Annotated in this window: 20 protein-coding genes and 1 pseudogene; all 21 read right to left on the bottom strand. The window is 65.0% G+C overall.

Annotation, left to right across the window (positions count from 1 at the left end):
* Nucleotides 1–94: 94 nt before the first annotated feature.
* Nucleotides 95–616, bottom strand: a pseudogene (locus EV666_RS16505) (TrbG/VirB9 family P-type conjugative transfer protein); the annotation flags it as partial.
* Nucleotides 613–1,302 (bottom strand): conjugal transfer protein TrbF, encoded by a 690-nt coding sequence (trbF, locus tag EV666_RS16510; protein WP_132010558.1) that lies wholly within the window; start codon nt 1,300–1,302, stop codon nt 613–615. The gene trbF and the pseudogene EV666_RS16505, both read right to left, overlap by 4 nt.
* Nucleotides 1,299–2,672, bottom strand: a complete 1,374-nt coding sequence (gene trbL, locus EV666_RS16515) for a P-type conjugative transfer protein TrbL (protein ID WP_132010560.1) — start codon at nt 2,670–2,672, stop codon at nt 1,299–1,301. Before trbL ends, trbF begins: the two co-directional genes overlap by 4 nt.
* A 3-nt stretch (nt 2,673–2,675) precedes the next feature.
* Nucleotides 2,676–2,969 carry a putative entry exclusion protein TrbK-alt gene (gene trbK-alt, locus EV666_RS16520; RefSeq protein ID WP_097143289.1) on the bottom strand — a complete coding sequence of 98 codons (294 nt, stop codon included), beginning with the start codon at nt 2,967–2,969 and terminating at the stop codon, nt 2,676–2,678.
* A gap of 11 nt (nt 2,970–2,980) precedes the next feature.
* Nucleotides 2,981–3,733 carry a P-type conjugative transfer protein TrbJ gene (gene trbJ / locus EV666_RS16525; RefSeq protein ID WP_097143290.1) on the bottom strand — a complete coding sequence of 251 codons (753 nt, stop codon included), beginning with the start codon at nt 3,731–3,733 and terminating at the stop codon, nt 2,981–2,983.
* Nucleotides 3,730–6,186 carry a conjugal transfer protein TrbE gene (trbE, locus tag EV666_RS16530; protein ID WP_132010562.1) on the bottom strand — a complete coding sequence of 819 codons (2,457 nt, stop codon included), beginning with the start codon at nt 6,184–6,186 and terminating at the stop codon, nt 3,730–3,732. Before trbE ends, trbJ begins: the two co-directional genes overlap by 4 nt.
* 11 nt (nt 6,187–6,197) lie before the next feature.
* A complete protein-coding gene (locus tag EV666_RS16535; RefSeq protein WP_097143292.1) occupies nt 6,198–6,479 on the bottom strand; it encodes a VirB3 family type IV secretion system protein in 282 nt (93 codons plus the stop codon).
* Nucleotides 6,479–6,775: a TrbC/VirB2 family type IV secretion system protein gene (locus tag EV666_RS16540; RefSeq protein ID WP_097143298.1), complete on the bottom strand. Its 297-nt coding sequence runs from the start codon at nt 6,773–6,775 to the stop codon at nt 6,479–6,481. Before EV666_RS16540 ends, EV666_RS16535 begins: the two co-directional genes overlap by 1 nt.
* A gap of 83 nt (nt 6,776–6,858) precedes the next feature.
* A complete protein-coding gene (trbB, locus tag EV666_RS16545; protein WP_132010564.1) occupies nt 6,859–7,860 on the bottom strand; it encodes a P-type conjugative transfer ATPase TrbB in 1,002 nt (333 codons plus the stop codon).
* A gap of 167 nt (nt 7,861–8,027) precedes the next feature.
* Entirely contained in the window at nt 8,028–8,492 is a 465-nt protein-coding gene (locus EV666_RS16550) for a CopG family transcriptional regulator (protein ID WP_132010566.1), read from the bottom strand.
* A 4-nt stretch (nt 8,493–8,496) separates the two neighbouring features.
* Nucleotides 8,497–10,482 (bottom strand): conjugal transfer protein TraG, encoded by a 1,986-nt coding sequence (locus EV666_RS16555; RefSeq protein WP_132010568.1) that lies wholly within the window; start codon nt 10,480–10,482, stop codon nt 8,497–8,499.
* A 29-nt stretch (nt 10,483–10,511) separates the two neighbouring features.
* Nucleotides 10,512–12,251 (bottom strand): relaxase/mobilization nuclease domain-containing protein, encoded by a 1,740-nt coding sequence (locus tag EV666_RS16560; protein ID WP_132010570.1) that lies wholly within the window; start codon nt 12,249–12,251, stop codon nt 10,512–10,514.
* Between the two features lie 243 nt (nt 12,252–12,494).
* Complete coding sequence (locus EV666_RS16565; RefSeq protein ID WP_132010572.1) at nt 12,495–13,244, bottom strand: lytic transglycosylase domain-containing protein; 750 nt, start codon at nt 13,242–13,244, stop codon at nt 12,495–12,497.
* 3 nt (nt 13,245–13,247) lie between these two features.
* Entirely contained in the window at nt 13,248–13,583 is a 336-nt protein-coding gene (locus EV666_RS16570) for a DUF736 domain-containing protein (RefSeq protein ID WP_097143156.1), read from the bottom strand.
* 47 nt (nt 13,584–13,630) lie between these two features.
* The gene (locus EV666_RS16575; protein WP_097143157.1) at nt 13,631–14,176 is read right to left on the bottom strand and encodes a S26 family signal peptidase; all 546 of its coding nucleotides are present in this window, start codon (nt 14,174–14,176) and stop codon (nt 13,631–13,633) included.
* Nucleotides 14,173–14,694 carry a DUF2840 domain-containing protein gene (locus EV666_RS16580; RefSeq protein WP_097143158.1) on the bottom strand — a complete coding sequence of 174 codons (522 nt, stop codon included), beginning with the start codon at nt 14,692–14,694 and terminating at the stop codon, nt 14,173–14,175. Before EV666_RS16580 ends, EV666_RS16575 begins: the two co-directional genes overlap by 4 nt.
* Nucleotides 14,691–14,942 carry a hypothetical protein gene (locus EV666_RS16585; RefSeq protein WP_132010574.1) on the bottom strand — a complete coding sequence of 84 codons (252 nt, stop codon included), beginning with the start codon at nt 14,940–14,942 and terminating at the stop codon, nt 14,691–14,693. Before EV666_RS16585 ends, EV666_RS16580 begins: the two co-directional genes overlap by 4 nt.
* Nucleotides 14,939–15,697 (bottom strand): DNA-methyltransferase, encoded by a 759-nt coding sequence (locus EV666_RS16590; protein ID WP_097143160.1) that lies wholly within the window; start codon nt 15,695–15,697, stop codon nt 14,939–14,941. The genes EV666_RS16585 and EV666_RS16590 overlap by 4 nt, the downstream gene beginning before the upstream one ends.
* A complete protein-coding gene (gene parA / locus EV666_RS16595) occupies nt 15,694–16,338 on the bottom strand; it encodes a ParA family partition ATPase (RefSeq protein ID WP_132010576.1) in 645 nt (214 codons plus the stop codon). The genes EV666_RS16590 and parA overlap by 4 nt, the downstream gene beginning before the upstream one ends.
* On the bottom strand, nt 16,338–17,507 hold the full coding sequence (locus EV666_RS16600; RefSeq protein ID WP_132010578.1) for a replication initiator protein A: 1,170 nt from the start codon (nt 17,505–17,507) through the stop codon (nt 16,338–16,340). Before EV666_RS16600 ends, parA begins: the two co-directional genes overlap by 1 nt.
* Before the next feature lie 18 nt (nt 17,508–17,525).
* Nucleotides 17,526–17,807: a helix-turn-helix transcriptional regulator gene (locus EV666_RS16605; RefSeq protein ID WP_097143163.1), complete on the bottom strand. Its 282-nt coding sequence runs from the start codon at nt 17,805–17,807 to the stop codon at nt 17,526–17,528.
* Nucleotides 17,808–17,811 lie beyond the last annotated feature (4 nt).

Raw genomic sequence — 17,811 nt, forward strand, 5'->3', positions numbered from 1 at the left:
GCCCACGATGCCGTGGAAATGCTGCCCATGATCGCGTGGAACGCGCGCCCATCATCCGGTGGAATCAGTGCCCACCATCCCGTGGAACACGCAGTGAGGGTTTGACCAGCACATGCACGCGCCGGGTCGTGCCGCTGCCGCTCTCGGTATCACCGATGATCCAGCGCGTGGTATCACCGGCAGCGATCGGGCCGGCGCCGGTCAGGCTTTCGCCGGGTTCGAGTGCGATATCGGTGATCTGGCCGGGTGCGGCATAGACCTGATACAGGGCGCCCTCGCTCCAGGGATAGATCTGGATGGCGTTGTAGTAGCCCTCCCGGCGCGGCTCGACACGGGCCGCCGCATTGGCATTCTGAACCCGGTCGGTCGGCGTGGTTGCGGTGGGTCCCCCACGCGCCGGCGTCCAGCCCGGCGGAATGTGCAGCGGCTTCGGCCGATCATCCCTCAGCACAGCGGGAACGACCGGCAATGCCGGCACATCGGAATCGTAGCGGATCTGCGGCGGCTTCTGCGGCGTCGCGCATCCGGCCAGCGCAGCGGTGGACAGGAGCACGGCAACAAAGGCGGGTTTGCGGAAAGAAGGGGTTCCGGTTGTACGGATCGGCGGCTTCTTCATTCGCCCATCTCCCGCGACCACGATATTGCATTGACGTAGATGCCGAGGGGATTGGCCTTGAGCCGATCGGCATCGCGGGGCGTCTGGATTACGATGGTCAGGATCGCGGTCCATCGTTCGGTAGTGGAAAGCTGGCCGTTCTCGTAGCGTCGCTCGATCCAGGCGACGCGGAAGCTGTCCGGAGATGCGCGAATGACGCTGGAAACCTCGACGGCAACCTGCTGCTTGCCGACCTTGGTGAACGGGTCGTTAGACCGTGCGTAGTCGTTCAGTGCTGTCGCGCCGCGATCCGTCGTCCAGTCATAGGCGCGGAGCCAGTTCTGGCGAACGATGATGGGATCGGCGGGAATGCTCCTGACCTGTTCGATGAAACGCGCCAGATGCCATGCGACCTGCGGATCTGTTGGACGATAGTCGGCCGTGGCGGAGGCGACGGTCTGGGCCTGGCCGAGCTTGTCGACCTGCACGACCCAGGGCACGACGGTCCCGCGCGTGGACTGCCAGACGAGTGCTGCGGCAAAGCCTGCCGAAAGGATCAGGCTGGCGAACGCCATAAACCTCCAGTTTCTCGCCTGCACGCGGGCGGAGCCTATACGCTCGTCCCAAACTTGTGCGGCCTTCTGATACGGTGTCTCGGGTTGCGGCGTCTTGCCGTAATGGGCAGCCGGTCGTTTGAACAAGCTCATGAGCGGTCACTTTCGGAGAGATTAACGGAAGAGCCGCCGCCATGACTGTCGCCGGATCGCACCGCATGGGCGGCAGCGGAGACGCCGTGACTGAAGTGCTGGCCGCGTTTCATGCGCCTGGCCCAATCGGGAACGCCATTTCCCGAAGCCGCGGGGGCGGCGGCAAAAGAACCGTCGTTGGCGGCCTCAGCACCACCGACGGTGCAGAGTGTGGAAGAGCCGCCGGTTGCGCTGAAGCCGCCTTTCACGCCATCGGAGAAATTCGACTTGACGCTTTCGGCCGCGCGACCGGCTGCGCGCTTGAGCGGCGAGACGGCGGCCGAGCCAGCGCCGCGCGCGACACCACCAAGACCGGACGCCATGCCCGAGGCGCCGGTCTGGCCCATCGATCCGAGATTGTAAGCGGTCGAGGCGGCACCTGCAGCCGCTGCGCCACCACGAACAGCGGCCGCGCCACCGGACAAAGCTGCGGCGCCACCCCGTAAGGCGAGGCCAGCCCCGCCGCCTGCGGCAAATGCTGCGCCGCCGACGGCAAGGCCGGTGCCGACCGCAGCACCTGCACCGAGCTGCGGGCCGCCCGAAACGAGACCGTTGGCGATGCCCGGTCCGAAGATGCCGAGGCCGACCAGGGAAAGTGCTGCGAGCACGATCGCCATCGCATCGTCGATCGTGGGCGTGACCCCGCCGAAGCCGGAGGTGAACTCGCTGAACAACGTCGAGCCTATGCCGATGATGACAGCGAGCACCAGCACCTTGATACCGGAAGAGACGACACTGCCGAGGACCCTTTCGGCCATGAAGGCCGTCTTCCCAAACAATCCGAACGGGATGAGGACAAATCCGGCGAGAACGGTCAGCTTGAATTCGATCAGCGTGACGAACAACTGGATCGCCAAAATAAAGAAAGCCAAGAGGACGAGCGCCCAGGCGAACAGCAGGCATGCGATCTGGATGAAATTCTCGAAGAACGCGACCCAGCCCATGAGGTCGGAAATGGATTCCAGGAGCGGCCGGGCCGCGTCGAGACCGACTTGCGCCACCCGGCCGGGACGAAGGAGGTCCGCCGTCGAAAAGCCGGTGCCGGAGCCTTTGAGGCCGAGGCCGGCGAAGCTCTCGAAGATGATCCTCGCCAGATTGTTCCAATTGTCGATGATGTAGGCGAAAGCCCCGACGAACAGGGTCTTCTTCACCAGTCGAGCGATGATGTCGTCGTCGGCGTCCCAGCTCCAGAACAGGGCGGCGAGCGTCACGTCGATGACGATCAGCGTGGTGGCGATGAAGGCGACCTCGCCGCCGAGAAGACCGAACCCGCTGTCGATATAAGAGGTGAAGACCCCGAGGAAATTGTCGATGACGCCGCTGCCGCCCATGGATCACTGTCCTTCGATGGTCTGTGGGGCGGCCGGTACGGACGTCCTGCCGAGGAAGCGGTCTCGCGTTTGCGACCAGATGCGCAGGCATTCGGCGTCGTTCGTTGCGGCCTGCCCGAGCTGCTGGCACCGGCGCTGTCCAACGCGAAGTGGATCTGCCGGCGATCCGACGGCGGCCGTGGGGCGTGTCCATGGTGCGGGCGCCTCTCTCCTTCTGAGCATTTCGGTCGCCGTCGCGGTGATCGCGACGGCGACAAAGACGACGGCGCCCAAGCGGGCCAGCATCTTGCCGTCCATGGCCCACGCCCTCAGTTGAACATCTTGGCGCTGCCGGCCTGATAGCCGGAGCCCGGCGTCAGGAAGCGCTCGCGCTGCACGCGACCCTGTTCGGCCGCGGCGGCGCGTTCTGCCTCGGTGAGCGCGGTGGACCGGCCATTGGCGGCAAGCAATGCCGTGAGGTCGGAGAGCTGCTGCGACTGGAGGGCGAGAAGCTGATTGCCTGCCTGTGCAGCCTGAAGCGCGCCGGTCGCGCTCTGGCTCTGACCAACCAGTTGCGACATCTCGGTGCGGTTGGTATCGATATTGCCAACGACGGTGGCCTGCACGCGCATGGCGTCCTGAAGTCCGCCGACGCTGTTCCTCCAGCGCTCCTTGGCATCGGCAACAAGCTGCGCATCGGTGGCCGACAGCGACACGTTGGCGTATTTCGACTGAAACGCCTGATCGATCTGGCCGACATCGAAGGCGATGTTCTGCGCCCGGCTGAGAAGCTGCTGCGTGCGCTGAACGGATTGCTGTATCTGCTGGAGCGACGAATACGGCAGGCTCGCCAGATTGCGGGCCTGGTTGATGAGCATCTGCGCTTCGTTCTGAAGCGAGGTGATCTGGTTGTTGACCTGCTCCAGCGCCCGCGCGGCAGACAGCAGATTTTGCGAGTAGTTCGTCGGGTCGTAGACGATCCAGGCGGCGGAAGCCGGCGGCGCCAGAACCAGCGAAGCCGGGCCTGAGACGGCAAGAAAGGATGCGGCAAGCAGCGCCGTGCGGGAATAACGGGTGTTCATGAGGAAGTCTCCTTGTCCGGCTGGAGGATGAGATTTGCGAGGTCGGGAATGAGGTCCGCGGCCCAGTCGACGCCGCGCAGACGCAGCCAGGCGGCAAGGAAGCCGTCCCGGCCGTGCTCGGCGAAGATGCGGGCGATGGCGGACTGATCGGTTTTCGAGGAGGCGGCCGTCAGTGCCAGGCCGACTTCGGACAGGCCGAGATCGAACAGGCGGTTCCCCCGGCGGCTCTGGCAGTAGTAGTCTTTTTTCGGGGTGGCCCTCGCGAGGATCTCGATCTGGCGCGCATTCAGTCCGAAGCGCTGATAGATGGCGGTGATCTGCGGTTCGACGGCGCGTTCGTTCGGGAGAAGAAGACGCGTCGGGCAACTTTCGATGATCGCCGGTGCAATCGCCGAATTGTCGATGTCGGAGAGCGACTGCGTGGCGAAGATGACCGAAGCGTTCTTTTTCCTGAGTGTCTTCAGCCACTCCCGCAACTGCCCGGAAAAGGCTTCGTCATCGAGCGCCAGCCAACCTTCGTCGATGATGAGCATGGTGGGCGAGCCGTCGAGCCGGTCGCCGATACGATGGAACAGATAGGACAGGACGGCCGGAGCAGCACCCGTGCCGACCAGGCCTTCGATTTCAAAAGCCTGCACCGACGCGCTGCCGAGATGTTCGGTTTCAGCATCGAGCAGCCGACCGTAGGGACCACCGATGCAATAGGGCCTGAGCGCCTGCTTCAGGTCGGTTGATTGCAACAGTACTGTCAGGCCGGTGATGGTGCGTTCCTCGACCGGCGCCGAGGCGAGCGAGGTCAGCGCCGCCCAGATGTGCTCCTTGACATCCGGCGTGATCGCGATGCTCTCGCGCGTCAGGATGGCGACGATCCAGTCGGCCGCCCAGGCGCGTTCCGGCATGTCATGGATGCGCGCAAGCGGCTGGAGCGAGACAGAAAACGCATTCCCCTCGGTGAGGTCGCCGCCGAGATCATGCCAGTCGCCGCCCATGGCAAGGGCCGCGGCCCGGATCGAGCCGCCGAAATCGAACGCGAACACCTGGGATTGAGCGTAGCGCCGGAACTGGAGCGCCATGCAGGCGAGTAGCACGCTCTTGCCGGAGCCGGTCGGCCCGACGACCAGCGTGTGCCCGACGTCGCCGACATGAATGGAAAGCCGGAACGGGGTGCTTCCCTCGGTCTTGCCGAAGAGCAAGGGGGCGCTACCGAGATGGTCATCCCGTTCCGGTCCCGCCCACACGGCGGAGAGGGGGATCATGTGGGCAAGATTGAGCGTCGAGATCGGCGGCTGGCGGACGTTGGCATAGACATGCCCCGGCAGCGAGCCGAGCCAGGCATCGACGGCATTGATGGTTTCGGACATCGCTGTGAAGTCCCGGCCCTGCACGACCTTCTCGACAAGCCGGAGCTTTTCGTCGGCAAGGCGGGGATCGGTGTCCCACACGGCAATGGTCGCCGTGACATAGGCCATGCCGGCATAGTCGGCGCCGAGCTCCTGAAGCGCGATGTCCGCGTCGGCCGCCTTGTTCGCCGCGTCGGTGTCCACGAGAACCGACGCCTCGTTGGTCATGACTTCTTTCAGGATCGCAGCGATCGACTTGCGCTTCGCAAACCACTGACGGCGAATTCGTGTGAGCAGCCGGATGGCGTCGGTCTTGTCGAGCAGGATGGCGCGCGTCGACCAGCGATAGGGAAAGGCAAGCTTGTTCAGTTCGTCGAGAACTCCGGGCGTGGTCGCGGTCGGAAAGCCGACGATGGTGAGGATGCGCAGATGGGTGTTGCCAAGGCGCGGTTCCAGCCCGCCGGTCAGGGGCTGATCGGCCAGCAACGCGTCCAGATACATCGGCGTCTCGGGAACCCGGACGCGATGCCGGTTGGTCGAGACAGTGGAATGCAGGTAGGTCAGCGTCTCGCTGTCGTCGAGCCAGTCGCATTCCGGCATGAAGCCGTCGAGCAGCGCCAGCACGCGATCGGTGCGATCGATGAAGCCGCGCAGGAACTCTTTCGGATCGACGCCGGAGCGTTCACGGCCCTCATAGAGCCAGGTCTCGGCGCGGGCTGCGTCCTCGGCATGCGTGAGATAGGTGAAGGTGAGGAAGTAGCCGGAAATGAAATGGCTGCCCTGTTCCTCGAAATCGGCCTTGCGCTCGGCATCGAGCAATGCCGAGGCCGGATCTGGAAAACGGCTGTCGGGATAGGTTGCGGCCTCCTGGCGCTGCGCTTCCACGAAGATCGCCCAGCCAGAGCCGAGACGCCGGAAGGCATTGTTGAGGCGCGCGGCGACGGCGACCAGTTCGGCAGCGACGGCGGATTCGAGGTCTGGACCGCGAAATTGCGCGGTCCTTTGCAGCGATCCGTCCTTGTTCAGAACGACGCCCTCGCCGACGAGCGCGGCCCAGGGCAGGAAATCCGCGAGGCGGCTGGCGGTGCGGCGATATTCGGCAAGGTTCAGCATGGTCGCGCTCCTCAGACCGCAAGGTGACCAGGGATGCGCAGATGACGGCGACCGACTTCCACGAACAGCGGATCGCGTTTCGCCGCCCAGACGGCGGCGAAATGGCCGACTGCCCAGATGGCGAGACCTACCAGCCAAAGGCGCAGGCCGAGGCCCACGGCTCCGGCGAGCGTTCCGTTCATGATGGCGATGGCGCGCGGAGCGCCGCCGAGCAGGATGTGTTCGGTCAGCGCCCGATGGACCGGGACATTGAGCCCCGGCACATCGTCGATCCGTAAGAGCGCCCCGGCCATCAGACCAGTACCCCGCCGCCGAAGGAGAAGAAGCTCAGGAAGAAGGAGCTGGCGGCGAATGCAATCGACAGGCCGAAAACGATCTGGATCAGCCTGCGAAAACCGCCGCTTGTGTCGCCGAAGGCCAGCGCCAGGCCGGTGGCGATAATGATGATGACGGCGACGATCTTGGCCACCGGCCCCTCGATGGATTCGAGGATCGACTGAAGCGGCGCCTCCCACGGCATGGAGGATCCGGAAGCATGAGCCGGCACGGCCGCCATCATCATAACGACGGCGAGCGTAGTCGGTCCCATGAGGTGCCGACGGATGCCGCGCAGAACGGACGGTGCGCACGCCTGATCCGGCGCCGTGGGCAGGATGGGCGGAACATGGGAGGTCATGACTGTTCTCCTTTCGGGAGTGGTTGGCGATCAGGGGAAAGGTGAGCGGAAGCGACCCGGTAATCGCCGTCGGGGTCGAGCCCTTCGACGCGGGCGAGTTCGGAGAGCCGGCGCACGGAACCGCGACCGGAGAGAACCGCCACAATGTCGATGGTCTCGGCGATCAGTGCCTTGGGGACGGTGACGACAGCTTCCTGGATGAGCTGCTCGAGACGGCGGAGCGCGCCGATGCTGGTACCGGCGTGGATGGTGCCGATGCCGCCGGGATGTCCCGTTCCCCACAGTTTGAGCAGGTCGAGAGCTTCGGGACCGCGCACCTCGCCGACGATGATGCGGTCAGGCCGGAAGCGCATGGCGGAGCGTGCCAGATCGGTCAGATTGGCGATGAAATCCTTGGTGCGCATCGGCACCTTGTTCTCGGACTGGCTTTGAAGCTCGCGGGTATCCTCGATGATGAGAAGCCGATCCTGCCCCTTCGCCACTTCGGCCAGCAGAGCATTGGTGAGTGTCGTCTTGCCGGTGCCCGTGCCGCCGGCGACGAGGACATTGGCGTGCGATGCGACGGCCTCGCGCAGCAATGCCGCCTGATTGGCGGTCATCGTTCCTGCCGCAACATAGTCGTCGAGTGTGAACACCGAGATCGCCGGCTTGCGGATGGCGAAGGCCGGACCGGTGACGATCGGAGGCAGGAGACCTTCGAAGCGTTCGCCGCTGTCGGGCAGTTCGGCCGAAACACGTGGAGCGCCGGCATGAACTTCTGCGCCGACGTGGTGAGCAACCAGGCGGATGATGCGTTCGCCATCCGCGGGCAAGATGCGCTCGCCGGTGTCGGACATGCCTTCGGAGAGCCGGTCGATCCACAATCGCCCATCCGGATTGAGCATTACCTCGACGACACCGGGATCTTCCAGAAAGCGGGCGATGGATGCACCTAGCGCGGTGCGCAGCATCCGGGCGCCACGCGCAAAGCCTTCTGAATTTCGATGCGAGACTGCCATCCGATCCCCGTTTCTCGCCGAGGAAAATCAGACGGTCCCCGGATGGGGATGATTAAAGGAGCCAGAAATTATGCTGATTCAACAAGGAATTGGCGTCGTAGTAGCGTAGCGTGCAAATACAGGGAAACGGCGGTGCCGCGATCTGCTTGATCTCGCGAAAGCCGTCACTACTCGCCATGTGTGCCCATGCGCGGGGAGCCCTGACTGTCAGATGAGTCGGCGACATCCTCGGAGATTTCCTGCCGCAGTTTTGGCCCCTGAGCGAGCCGGCGGCCGAGTGCCGAGACGAATGCCTCATAGCGCTCGCCGGCCTTGGCTCGCGCCGCCTGTACGGCCGGTTCGGGCAGTGCTGGCGTGGTGGTGAGCCAGAAGCGAACGAACACGGCAAGCGTCTCGACCGAAATGCCGACATCACGTTCCAGCCGCGTCATGCGGCGATCGATCTGGTCGAGACGCTTGGTGATCAACGCCTCGCGCCGTTCGGCGTCGTCCGGCGACAGGAAGGAGGCGACGGCCGCCTCCACGATCAAGGACATCGGCTGCTCCCGGCGCGCCGAATAGTCCGAGAGCATCGTCATGACGTCGGGTTCGAGATAAACGGAGATCTGCGTCTTCTTTTTCCTGCCGGTCATGCGTTCACAGCTCCATCCCGTCATTCGGATCAAGCGACACCTGCCGCGCCACACCCTGCATGAGCCGGGTCATACGACGGTTCCGGGTGGCTTCCTCCTCCATCTCATCGGGGGGATCGATCTCGAACTCGTTCTCGATCGGCTCCTTTTTCTCGACGGGTTTCACCCGGCTCAGCTCCGGCTGACGCCGGCGTTCGGATTCGGTCGGGTCCTCATCCTCTTCGGTGGCGCCCGCCACGACGTCATCGAACGGAGGGCGGGTCGGGATCGGCAGGCGGCTCCAGTCATCCGGATGCGGTTCGCCGGCACGGACCAGTTTCGGCGGCGGTAATATCCGCTCCTGAAACCGCGCATCCTCGAAATACCGCGCCTTCTTCGCCCGGATCGGCGGCGTTCCAGCGACCATGACGATCTCGTCGGCCGGAGGAAGCTGCATGATCTCGCCAGGGGTGAGCAGCGGCCGCGCGGTTTCCGAGCGCGAGACCATCAAATGCCCGAGCCAGGGCGACAACCGGTGCCCGGCATAGTTCTTCATCGCCTTCATCTCTGTGGCGGTGCCGAGTGCATCGCTCACCCTCTTCGCGGTTCTCTCGTCATTCGTCGCGAAGGAGACTCTCACATGGCAATTGTCGAGGATCGAATTGTTTGGCCCGTATGCCTTCTCGATCTGGTTTAGCGACTGCGCGATCAGGAATGATTTGAGACCATAGCCTGCCATGAAGGCCAAAGCCGACTCGAAGAAATCCAACCTTCCCAGAGCCGGAAACTCATCCAGCATGAGCAGCAATCTTTGTCGTCCCGCCTTCGCCTGCAGATCCTCGGTCAGGCGCCGGCCAATCTGGTTGAGGATCAGGCGAATGAGCGGCTTCGTCCGATTGATGTCTGACGGCGGTACGACGAGGTAGAGCGTCGTCGGCCTCTTGCGGCCGACGATGTCGGTAATGCGCCAGTCGCAACGGCGCGTCACCTCTGCAACGACAGGATCGCGGTACAAGCCCAGAAACGACATGGCGGTCGACAACACGCCGGATCTCTCGTTGTCGCTCTTGTTCAGCAGTTCGCGTGCAGCACTGGCAATGACCGGATGCGGACCGGCTTCACCCAGATGCGCCGTCTTCATCATCGCGGCGAGAGTCGACTCGATCGGCCGCTTCGGATCGGACAGGAATGCCGCGACGCCGGCCAGCGTCTTGTCTTTCTCAGCATAAAGAACGTGCAGGATGGCGCCGACGAGAAGCGCATGCGACGTCTTCTCCCAATGGTTCCGCTTGTCGAGCGAGCCTTCGGGATCGACCAGGATGTCGGCGATGTTCTGGACGTCGCGGACCTCCCATTCACCCCGCCGCACCTCGAGCAGCGGATTGTAGGCGGCGGACTTTGCATTGGTCGGATCGAATAGCAGCACGCGACCGTGCTGGGATCGGAAGCCGGCGGTGAGTGTCCAGTTTTCGCCCTTGATGTCGTGGACGATGGCCGAACCGGGCCAAGTGAGCAGCGAAGGCACGACCAGGCCGACGCCCTTGCCCGATCTGGTCGGCGCGAAACACAGGACATGCTCCGGACCGTCATGCCGCAGATAGGCCCGATCGAGCCTGCCGAGAACAACGCCGTCCTGGTCGAGCAGACCGGCGGCCTTCACTTCCTCAGGCTCGGCCCAGCGCGCCGATCCGTAGGTCGCGACATTCTTGGCTTCGCGTGCCCGCCAGACCGACATGCCGATGGCAACCGCTATGGCGATGAAACCACCGGACGCGGCGATCATACCGCCTTCCACGAAGATCGGCGGCGCATAGGCGTCGTAGAAATACCACCACCAGAAAAAGGCCGGTGGGTAATAGACCGGCCAACCGGCAATCACGAACCAGGGATGGCCGAGCTGGGGCTGGAAGCCGAGTTGCCAGGCCGTCCACTGTGTCGCTCCCCAGGTCGTCATTAGCACGATCAGAAGAACGGTGAGGATCTGGCCCCAGAGGATTTTCGTCGCGGACATGGCGTTGGTCCTTTCTCCGATGTTGAAGGTTAAAGGCCGAGCCCTCTCTTGCGGCCAAAGCTCCAGTCGATGCCGCCGTCGTTACGGGCGATGCCGGAGACGTGCCGGCCGAGCTGCTTTTCCAGCGATGGAGACCACGGTACGAGCTGGAAGCCGAGACCGTCGTCGATCATCGCGTAGCGGCCGGAGGCAAGCGCGAAGCGTTGACGATAGGTGCCAGCGACATATTCGCCACTGCCAGCGCGGTTGAATGGCTGGCCCGTCTCGGTGGCGAGTTTCTCGCCAAGCGCATCGAGCTCGCGGCGGCGCAAGGTGTCGACCAGCCGGCGGGCGAACACCACGCTGCGGCCCTGACGCTCGGCAAGACCCTGCTCGACAAGATGCTCAGCGCGCCGGTCCATGGCCTGCTGCACCTCGGCGCCGAAGCCGCCATCGGAGAGCGACAACGGCTCTCTTGCCACCGCCTGCCGGTCGAGCCAGGTGGCACCCGATGCCGTGACCTGTCGCTCTATATCGAGATCGGAGCGAACGGCGAGCGCGACGCGGCGCTCACCACGCGCGTCATCGAACCGGCGCAGCTCGACAATCGAGCCGGGAGCGCTGTCGCCCGCCGCATCAAGGTCGGGCAGTTTAATATGATGGGTGCGCCCGTCGACGCCGTCGACGACGGCATAGGCCGAGCCTCTCAGCTCGTCGTCGAGACCGCGATCGACCAGGCGACCGATGACCGGCTCATCGAGGCTTTCACCCGCCAGCACATAGTTGGCCGAGCCGCGCTCGATGCCGCGATCCGTCAGCGCCTTGTGCATGCGCTTGATGATGTCGCCGCGCTCGCCGAGTTCGCGCAGCACCGCCTCGGCCTCGGGCTTGATGAACCATTGCGAATGGCCGACCTGTCCGGCCAGTCCAAGGACTTCCAGCCTGCGCAGCCGTCCGACCTTCAGGGCATGGAACTCGTCGGGCTGGCGACCCGGTTGCGGCGCAAGATCGATGGTGCCGGTTTCTCGTGCATCCCGGACAAGCTGCCGGTCGAGCTGGGTCCATCGCTCCGATTCAATCTGGCGCTCCAGCGTGCGGCGGATGTCGAGGTCGGTGCGCGGCCCCAGTTCCTGGGTGATGAGATCCCGCGCCCGGTCGCGCATCCCTTCCTTGATGTAGTCGCGCGAGACGATGAGGTCCTGGCCGTCGTCGCGGACGCCGCGCACGATCAGGTGGACATGGGGATGCTCGGTGTTCCAGTGATCCACCGCCACCCAGTCGAGCCGAGTACCGAGATCCTTCTCCATCTGCCCGACGAGATCGCGGGTGAAGGATTTGAGGTCGGCCATTTCCACGGCGTCGTCCGGCGATACGATGAACCGGAAATGATGCCGGTCATCCTCGCAGCGTTCGGCGAAGGCGCCTGCATCGGCGTTCTCGGTTCCCGGCCCGAACAGGCGGGCCTTTTCCCCGTCACGGGTCACGCCCTCGCGACGCAGATAATTGAGATGGGTGCCGAGCGGCGCAGTCCGGGCGGAATGGCGCACGACACGCGCCTTGACGACGGCGCCGCGCGAGCGGGACGAGATCAGGCGATTGGCCTGAATGCTGGCGCGCTGGCCGTGTCCGAAGCGCGAGCGGTTGCCGGGAACGACACGGCCGGAGCGCGACACGCCACCGCCGGCTTTCTTCGCAGCGGCGAGCGCCTGCGCAATGAAGGGCCGTGCCGATTGCGCTCTGCTGGAGCGGATGCGCCCCGGACGGACGCGGAACTCGCGCTCATCGGCCATGGCGCAGCCCCGCAATGTTCAAAAAATCTCGTAGAGACAGGGGGTTGGGGCGTTGGCGAACATTGCGGCAGAGCCGGGAAATGTGCGCAACGGGCCAGAAATCCAAACAAAAACAAACCCCCGACCGCCGCGCAATGTGCGCTCTTTTATCCTGCCATCCCTCGGTTGCTGCTTCTGCCTCCACCCCCGGCACCCACCATGATGGGCCAGAGCACGACAAGATGCCCAAAAGCCGATCGAGGGTCATCGCGGACCGTCCCCCTCGCGCCGAACGAGGAAAATGGAGTCTTCCTGTGGTCCGGCGGCGCTATCGTCCTGCACCGGAATGGAAGGATGAAGCCCACTCGGCGGACGGTCGGCAGCGCGATCATCGTCACGCGGGCGGTCGCCTCCACGCGCCACGAAGAGCGGTGCTTCGCGCCAATCGGCCGGCGGCTGGAGCACGATGCGCGTTCCGTCCGACGGCGCGGCGGCACCAAGCGCGGGCGCGAGCAAAGCGACATAGGCGCGCGTCTCTGCCGGCAGAGCGCGGCCGGTGACGAGATGCTGGTCGTAGCGCGCCGGGCCAGCATTATAGGCAGCAAGCATCGCCGGGACCGTGCCGTAGCGATCAAGCATCTCGCGCAGATAGGCGGTGCCGGCGATGATGTTGTCGCGAGGATCGAACGGATCACGACCGAGCCGGTAACGGGCGCGCAGTTCGGCCCACGTATCGGGCATGATCTGCATGAGGCCAAGCGCACCGGCGGGCGATACCGCACGCACGTCGTCACGGCTTTCGGTGTGCTTCACCGCGACGATCCATGCCTGCGGGATAGCGAAGCGCTGCGACGCCTCGGCGATGTGCGCGGCATGGGGATCGGCGATCGCGGCGCGGGTCGGCGGCAGCGATTGCGCAACAGCCGGACACGCCGCGGAGGCGGCAAAGGTCAGGCCGGAAAGAAGAAGGGAGAGTGCCGAGCGTCGGACGCAGGCACGTTGCCGGATTGCCACCGTTCAGTCCTCCTTCCGCTTCTTCGACGGCGGGTTGGTGTGCAGGCCCCAGGCGGAGCCGTCGTCACCGGCACGGAAGAGGTTTGCGCGAAGCGTGCCGCCGAACAGCGGGCTGTAGATCTCGACGGAGACGAATTCGCCGGCGCGGTCGCCGACATGCGACCAGCCAGCGCCGATATCGAGACCTTCCTCGTCGCCGAGCAGAACGCGGTAAGCAGGGGCATTCTTTGCTTCCGAAGGCTCGGCCGGAACGAAGGTGATTTCCTCGTCGATGCCGAGCGCCCTGAAACGCCCTTTGAAGCCGGATTGCGTGCGGGTGAAATGTCCAATCTGAGCCATGCTCATGGTCTCCTGTGTTGTGCGGCAAGGTTGCGAAACTTGCGCCGTCACCGCGTCGGCGCGCGCCAGACGAAGCGGCCTTCGCCGTCCTCGTCGGTGTAGAGAGGGATTGCCCGGCCGATCACGGTGGAGGCCGGAAGCGGCCCGAAATAGCGGCCGTCGAGACTGTCGCGGACTTCCCAGTTCATCAGGAAAAGCTCGTCATCCGCGACGACGCGGCAGCCCTGCCAGATGGGCAGCGCGCGGCCGAGGCGATCGCGGTCGAGCGCTTCGCCCATCTCGATCCCATCGACCGTGATCAGGTCGCGGCTGCGGCACACGCGCTGACCGGGCAAGCCAAGGACGCGCTTCAGCAGCGGCACGCCGCGGCCGACATAGCCGCGCTCCACCATGAAGTCGGCGAGCGGTTCGGGCGGCATGACGGCGACCAGTTCGGGCACCTCCAGCCGATCGGCTGGCGCGATGGTGTAGAAGCCGATCGGCGCGCTTTCGGTGGCGTTCCAGATCAGCTTGGTGGATGTCGGGATGAACGCAGCGATGGCGACGCCCATCGCCGCGAAATACGTCACCATGACGTAGCCGAAGCGGGTCATCGGCCGATCTCCCGCCGCTTGAGCCACGCCTGATGACGCTCCATCGTGTAGGAGCGTGGAGTCTCGCCGGACTGCATTCGGTGAGCGATATGGCGCCAGTGATCGGGGGCGACGTCGCAGGCGTCGATGCCGACACGCTCGATCGCATCGATGTGGCGCAGCACGTCCTCGACCTTGGGCCAGCCCTCGATCTTGAGCAGAATCTCGCCACCGGGACGCACGAAGGGCAGCGTCTGATAGGTTTCGCCCGGCTCGACGGCGCGCACGATGTCGATGCGTGATATGATCGTGCCGAAATCGTTGCCGGCCCAGCGGGCGAAGGCGAAGATGCTGTTTGGGCGGAAAGAAATGACGCGACGGCGGCGATCGAGGATCAGTTCGCCGGATTCCCGGCCGAACCTGATCCAGTATTCGACCTTCTTCTCGATCCATGTCAGCTCGACATGGGTCATATCGTCGGTAGAGCCTGCGGACGGCAACGGGCCGCCGCGCAAGCGGGGAGCCGCATTGCCGGTCATGAGGGGTCTCCTTGGGTTGGCGGGAATTCACGAGCGAAGAGATCGCGCAGCATGTCGGCGACGGTGACGCCGCGCCGGAAGGCAGCGATCTTGATCCTGCCGCGCAGCTCGGGCGTCACGTTGATGGTCAGCCGGGCGGTGAAACCGCCGGCGTCACCATTGCGGGGCGGCGCGTCGGCAGCCCTGATCCACTGGTCGGGATCGGCAGGCCGGGAGGCGAAGCCTTTGCGGGCGGGACGCTTGCTCATGGCGCGGCCCTCCCGTCGAACGGCAGCACCGATGCGATCCGGGCGCGCGCCTTCTCCGCCATGTCGGGTCTGATCTCGCAGCCGAGATAGCGTCGGCCGGTAAGCCGGCAGGCTTCACCGGCCGCGCCCGATCCGGCGAACCAGTCGCCGACAAGCCCGCCCTCCGGGCAGCTTGTTCGGATCAGGATTTCCATGAGCGCCGACGGTTTCTCGGTCGGGTGGATGGCACGGCCGTGGCAGTTTCGCAGGTAGATGACCGAGCGCATGAGGCGCGGCCCGCCGTCATGGCTGACATAGTGACCGGCATCGATATGGCCGGTGTGCGGCGGGCGCATCTTGCGCCGCACGGTGCGCGCCGTCGCATCCGGCGTGGTCTGGACGTCGTTGTAGATGTCGCGCCAGGCGGTCTCGGCCGGGTAGAACTGGACGGCCAGTTCATGCACGCGCTTGAAGCGGTCCGCGTGGAACGACGATCCGTTCTGCTTCTCCCAGACGATCTCCTGGGCGATCTGCAAACCGGCATCGGCGAACTGGTCGGCGGTCGCCATGAAATGGCGCAGCGAGCCGAATACCCAGAGCGAGCCGGTGGGTGTGAGCGCCACGCGAGCGAGCGTGATCCAGTCGGCGACGCGACGATCCCAGGCAAGCGATGTGTCGCCGTAAGGGGGATCGGCCAGGATCAAGTCGAACGGGCCGCGTGCCGGCATGAGATCGCGGCAATCGCCGGTTAGCACGGTTTCGGTGAGGACTGTCATGATGCGGCCCTCCCGATTTCGAGATGCTCGATCTCGGCGGCCAGCGCCGCGATCTCGCGCGTGGCCGGCGTGTCGTCGTCAAGTTCGGATGCGAGGCGACCGGATTGCGCGGCAACGGCAAAAGCGATGCGCTGGCCGATAGTGGTGGTCAGCACCGGCGGATCGTGATCGGCGAGTGTCTCGCGTGCGAGCACGGTGCGGGCGCCGCAGCGGTTCAGCACGAAACGTGCGGCCAGTTCCGGCCGGTAGATGAGCGCCTCGGAGAGCAGCGCCAGCATCTCGGCCGAGGCCCAGCCGTCGAGCGGCGACGGCTGTACGGGGATCAGCACGAGGTCGGCGGCGAGCAGCGCCGAGCGCATGAGGCCGGCGACCCTCGGTGGCCCGTCGATGACGATATGATCGACGTCGCGGGCAAGTTCAGGCGCCTCGCGATGCAGCGTATCGCGCGCCAGGCCGACGACGCCGAACAGGCGCGGAAGGCCCTCACGGCTGCGCTGCTGCGACCAGTCGAGCGCCGAACCCTGCGGATCGGCGTCGATCAGGGTGACGCGCTTGCCGCGTGCCGCCCATTCCCCGGCGAGGTTCAGCGCCAGCGTTGTCTTGCCGACGCCGCCCTTCTGATTGAGGAGCGCGACGATCATCAGCGTCCTCCCGGTGGATCGAGAGGAAGCCGAGGTATTTCGGGATCGGATGCAGGAGTCTCGGGGAGATCGGGGGCCGGTCGGGGGGCGGACGGCCTGGCCGAAACGCTCTTTTTCGCGGCTATGCTGAGGCTTCTGGCAGCGTCGCGGATGAGGTTTTCCACATCGCGCCCGCGCTCTTTAAGGTTAGATTCTTGGTTAGACTCTAAGTTAAGGGCGCGATTTCGTGTTTGATTTCCGCGCGTTACCCCCTGTTTGGGTTCCTGATAGCACGAGCCTCCGGTTCCCGATAGCACGATAGTCCGGGTTCCCGATAGCACGAGGCTATCCACAGGTTTTCCACAGGTCGGAGTGGGCTCGAAAGCGAGCAGCATGCGCCCGCCGATCTCGGTCTCAAGGGAGAGCCTGTAGCCCAGCAGTGGCTGGCGCCGGATGATGTCGCGCAGTTCGAAGGCGAAGCGCTTGAACGGCGACAGGCTGCCGGATTTCTGATGGAGATGGCGGAAGTCGAAACGCCAGCCGTCTCGCTGGCGGCCGCCGTGCTTGCGCACCAGGCGGTAGAGCCAGCGGTCGAGGCCGCCCGTCAGATCGAAATAGGCGCGGTCGATGGTCAGCACGAGGGCATCGTCGATAACGGCCTGGTAGAACCAGTCCGGGACGATCATCTCGATGCCCTCGGGACGGCCGTTGCGGTCGGTGCGCTCCTGCCATTCGTTGATCCACGAGAAACGATGGCGACGGCCCTCGGCCGGCTGTCGGATCGAGGTGGACACCGTGGTCGATTGCAGCCGGTCGAGTGCTGCCTTCAGGCGCTGATAGTCGCGCACGCTGGTGCCACGCCCGACATAGGAAAGGATTTCGTATGGCGTGGCAGCCATCAGCCGGGAAGTGCGAAGCCCGGCATCGCGGGCTTCGACGATCTGGCTTGCCGCCCAGATCAGGATATCGGCGTCCCAAATGGTCGCCATGCCGTGATCGGGGACGGCCTCGACCCGGATCGTTACATTGCCGGCGACGAAATCGATCGGCGCGACGCGATGGGTCTTGGAAAGGGAGAAGAAGGGATAGGCCATGAGATCCTGCGCGTCTCGTGGCGCGAAGTCGCCGGGGAGCGCCCGGAACAGATCGAGTTGTCCACGCTCCGAGAGGGACCGATGCCGCGCCGCCATTCGAAAAACCGGCCGCGATCAGCGTGCGTAGCGGCCAGGCTGCGGAACGGCGGGCAGCGCATGGCGCTTCGCCGGCAGCACCTGGCCACGCGGATCGGAGGTCGAGGTGACAGCGCCAAGTGCGGCCCAGGCTTCAAGATCGTCCACGGCGTAGACGACGCGCCCACCCAGCTTGCGATACGAAGGACCAGTCCCGTAGGTCCGATGCTTTTCAAGGGTTCGAGCGGAGAGGCTGAGGAATTCAGCGGCCTCCTTGGTGCGAAGGAAGCGCGGCGGCAAAATGACGGGATCGGGTCGCATGGGG

The organism is Camelimonas lactis (genome assembly GCF_004342915.1).
Lineage (GTDB): Bacteria > Pseudomonadota > Alphaproteobacteria > Rhizobiales > Beijerinckiaceae > Camelimonas > Camelimonas lactis.

Coding starts and splice junctions, on each gene's coding strand:
- EV666_RS16555 (WP_132010568.1), bottom strand. CDS start 10,482: ATGTCCGCGACGAAAATCCTCTGGGGCCAGATCCTCACCGTTCTTCTG.
- EV666_RS16575 (WP_097143157.1), bottom strand. CDS start 14,176: ATGACCCGCTTCGGCTACGTCATGGTGACGTATTTCGCGGCGATGGGC.
- trbJ (WP_097143290.1), bottom strand. CDS start 3,733: ATGAACACCCGTTATTCCCGCACGGCGCTGCTTGCCGCATCCTTTCTT.
- EV666_RS16560 (WP_132010570.1), bottom strand. CDS start 12,251: ATGGCCGATGAGCGCGAGTTCCGCGTCCGTCCGGGGCGCATCCGCTCC.
- EV666_RS16580 (WP_097143158.1), bottom strand. CDS start 14,694: ATGACCGGCAATGCGGCTCCCCGCTTGCGCGGCGGCCCGTTGCCGTCC.
- trbK-alt (WP_097143289.1), bottom strand. CDS start 2,969: ATGGACGGCAAGATGCTGGCCCGCTTGGGCGCCGTCGTCTTTGTCGCC.
- EV666_RS16600 (WP_132010578.1), bottom strand. CDS start 17,507: ATGGCGGCGCGGCATCGGTCCCTCTCGGAGCGTGGACAACTCGATCTG.
- EV666_RS16585 (WP_132010574.1), bottom strand. CDS start 14,942: ATGAGCAAGCGTCCCGCCCGCAAAGGCTTCGCCTCCCGGCCTGCCGAT.
- EV666_RS16550 (WP_132010566.1), bottom strand. CDS start 8,492: ATGACCGGCAGGAAAAAGAAGACGCAGATCTCCGTTTATCTCGAACCC.
- EV666_RS16535 (WP_097143292.1), bottom strand. CDS start 6,479: ATGGCCGGGGCGCTCTTACGGATCGACGATGTGCCGGGGCTCAATGTC.
- trbL (WP_132010560.1), bottom strand. CDS start 2,672: ATGGGCGGCAGCGGCGTCATCGACAATTTCCTCGGGGTCTTCACCTCT.
- trbB (WP_132010564.1), bottom strand. CDS start 7,860: ATGGCAGTCTCGCATCGAAATTCAGAAGGCTTTGCGCGTGGCGCCCGG.
- parA (WP_132010576.1), bottom strand. CDS start 16,338: ATGATCGTCGCGCTCCTCAATCAGAAGGGCGGCGTCGGCAAGACAACG.
- EV666_RS16590 (WP_097143160.1), bottom strand. CDS start 15,697: ATGACAGTCCTCACCGAAACCGTGCTAACCGGCGATTGCCGCGATCTC.
- trbE (WP_132010562.1), bottom strand. CDS start 6,186: ATGCTGAACCTTGCCGAATATCGCCGCACCGCCAGCCGCCTCGCGGAT.
- EV666_RS16540 (WP_097143298.1), bottom strand. CDS start 6,775: ATGGGACCGACTACGCTCGCCGTCGTTATGATGATGGCGGCCGTGCCG.
- trbF (WP_132010558.1), bottom strand. CDS start 1,302: ATGAGCTTGTTCAAACGACCGGCTGCCCATTACGGCAAGACGCCGCAA.
- EV666_RS16605 (WP_097143163.1), bottom strand. CDS start 17,807: ATGCGACCCGATCCCGTCATTTTGCCGCCGCGCTTCCTTCGCACCAAG.
- EV666_RS16570 (WP_097143156.1), bottom strand. CDS start 13,583: ATGGCTCAGATTGGACATTTCACCCGCACGCAATCCGGCTTCAAAGGG.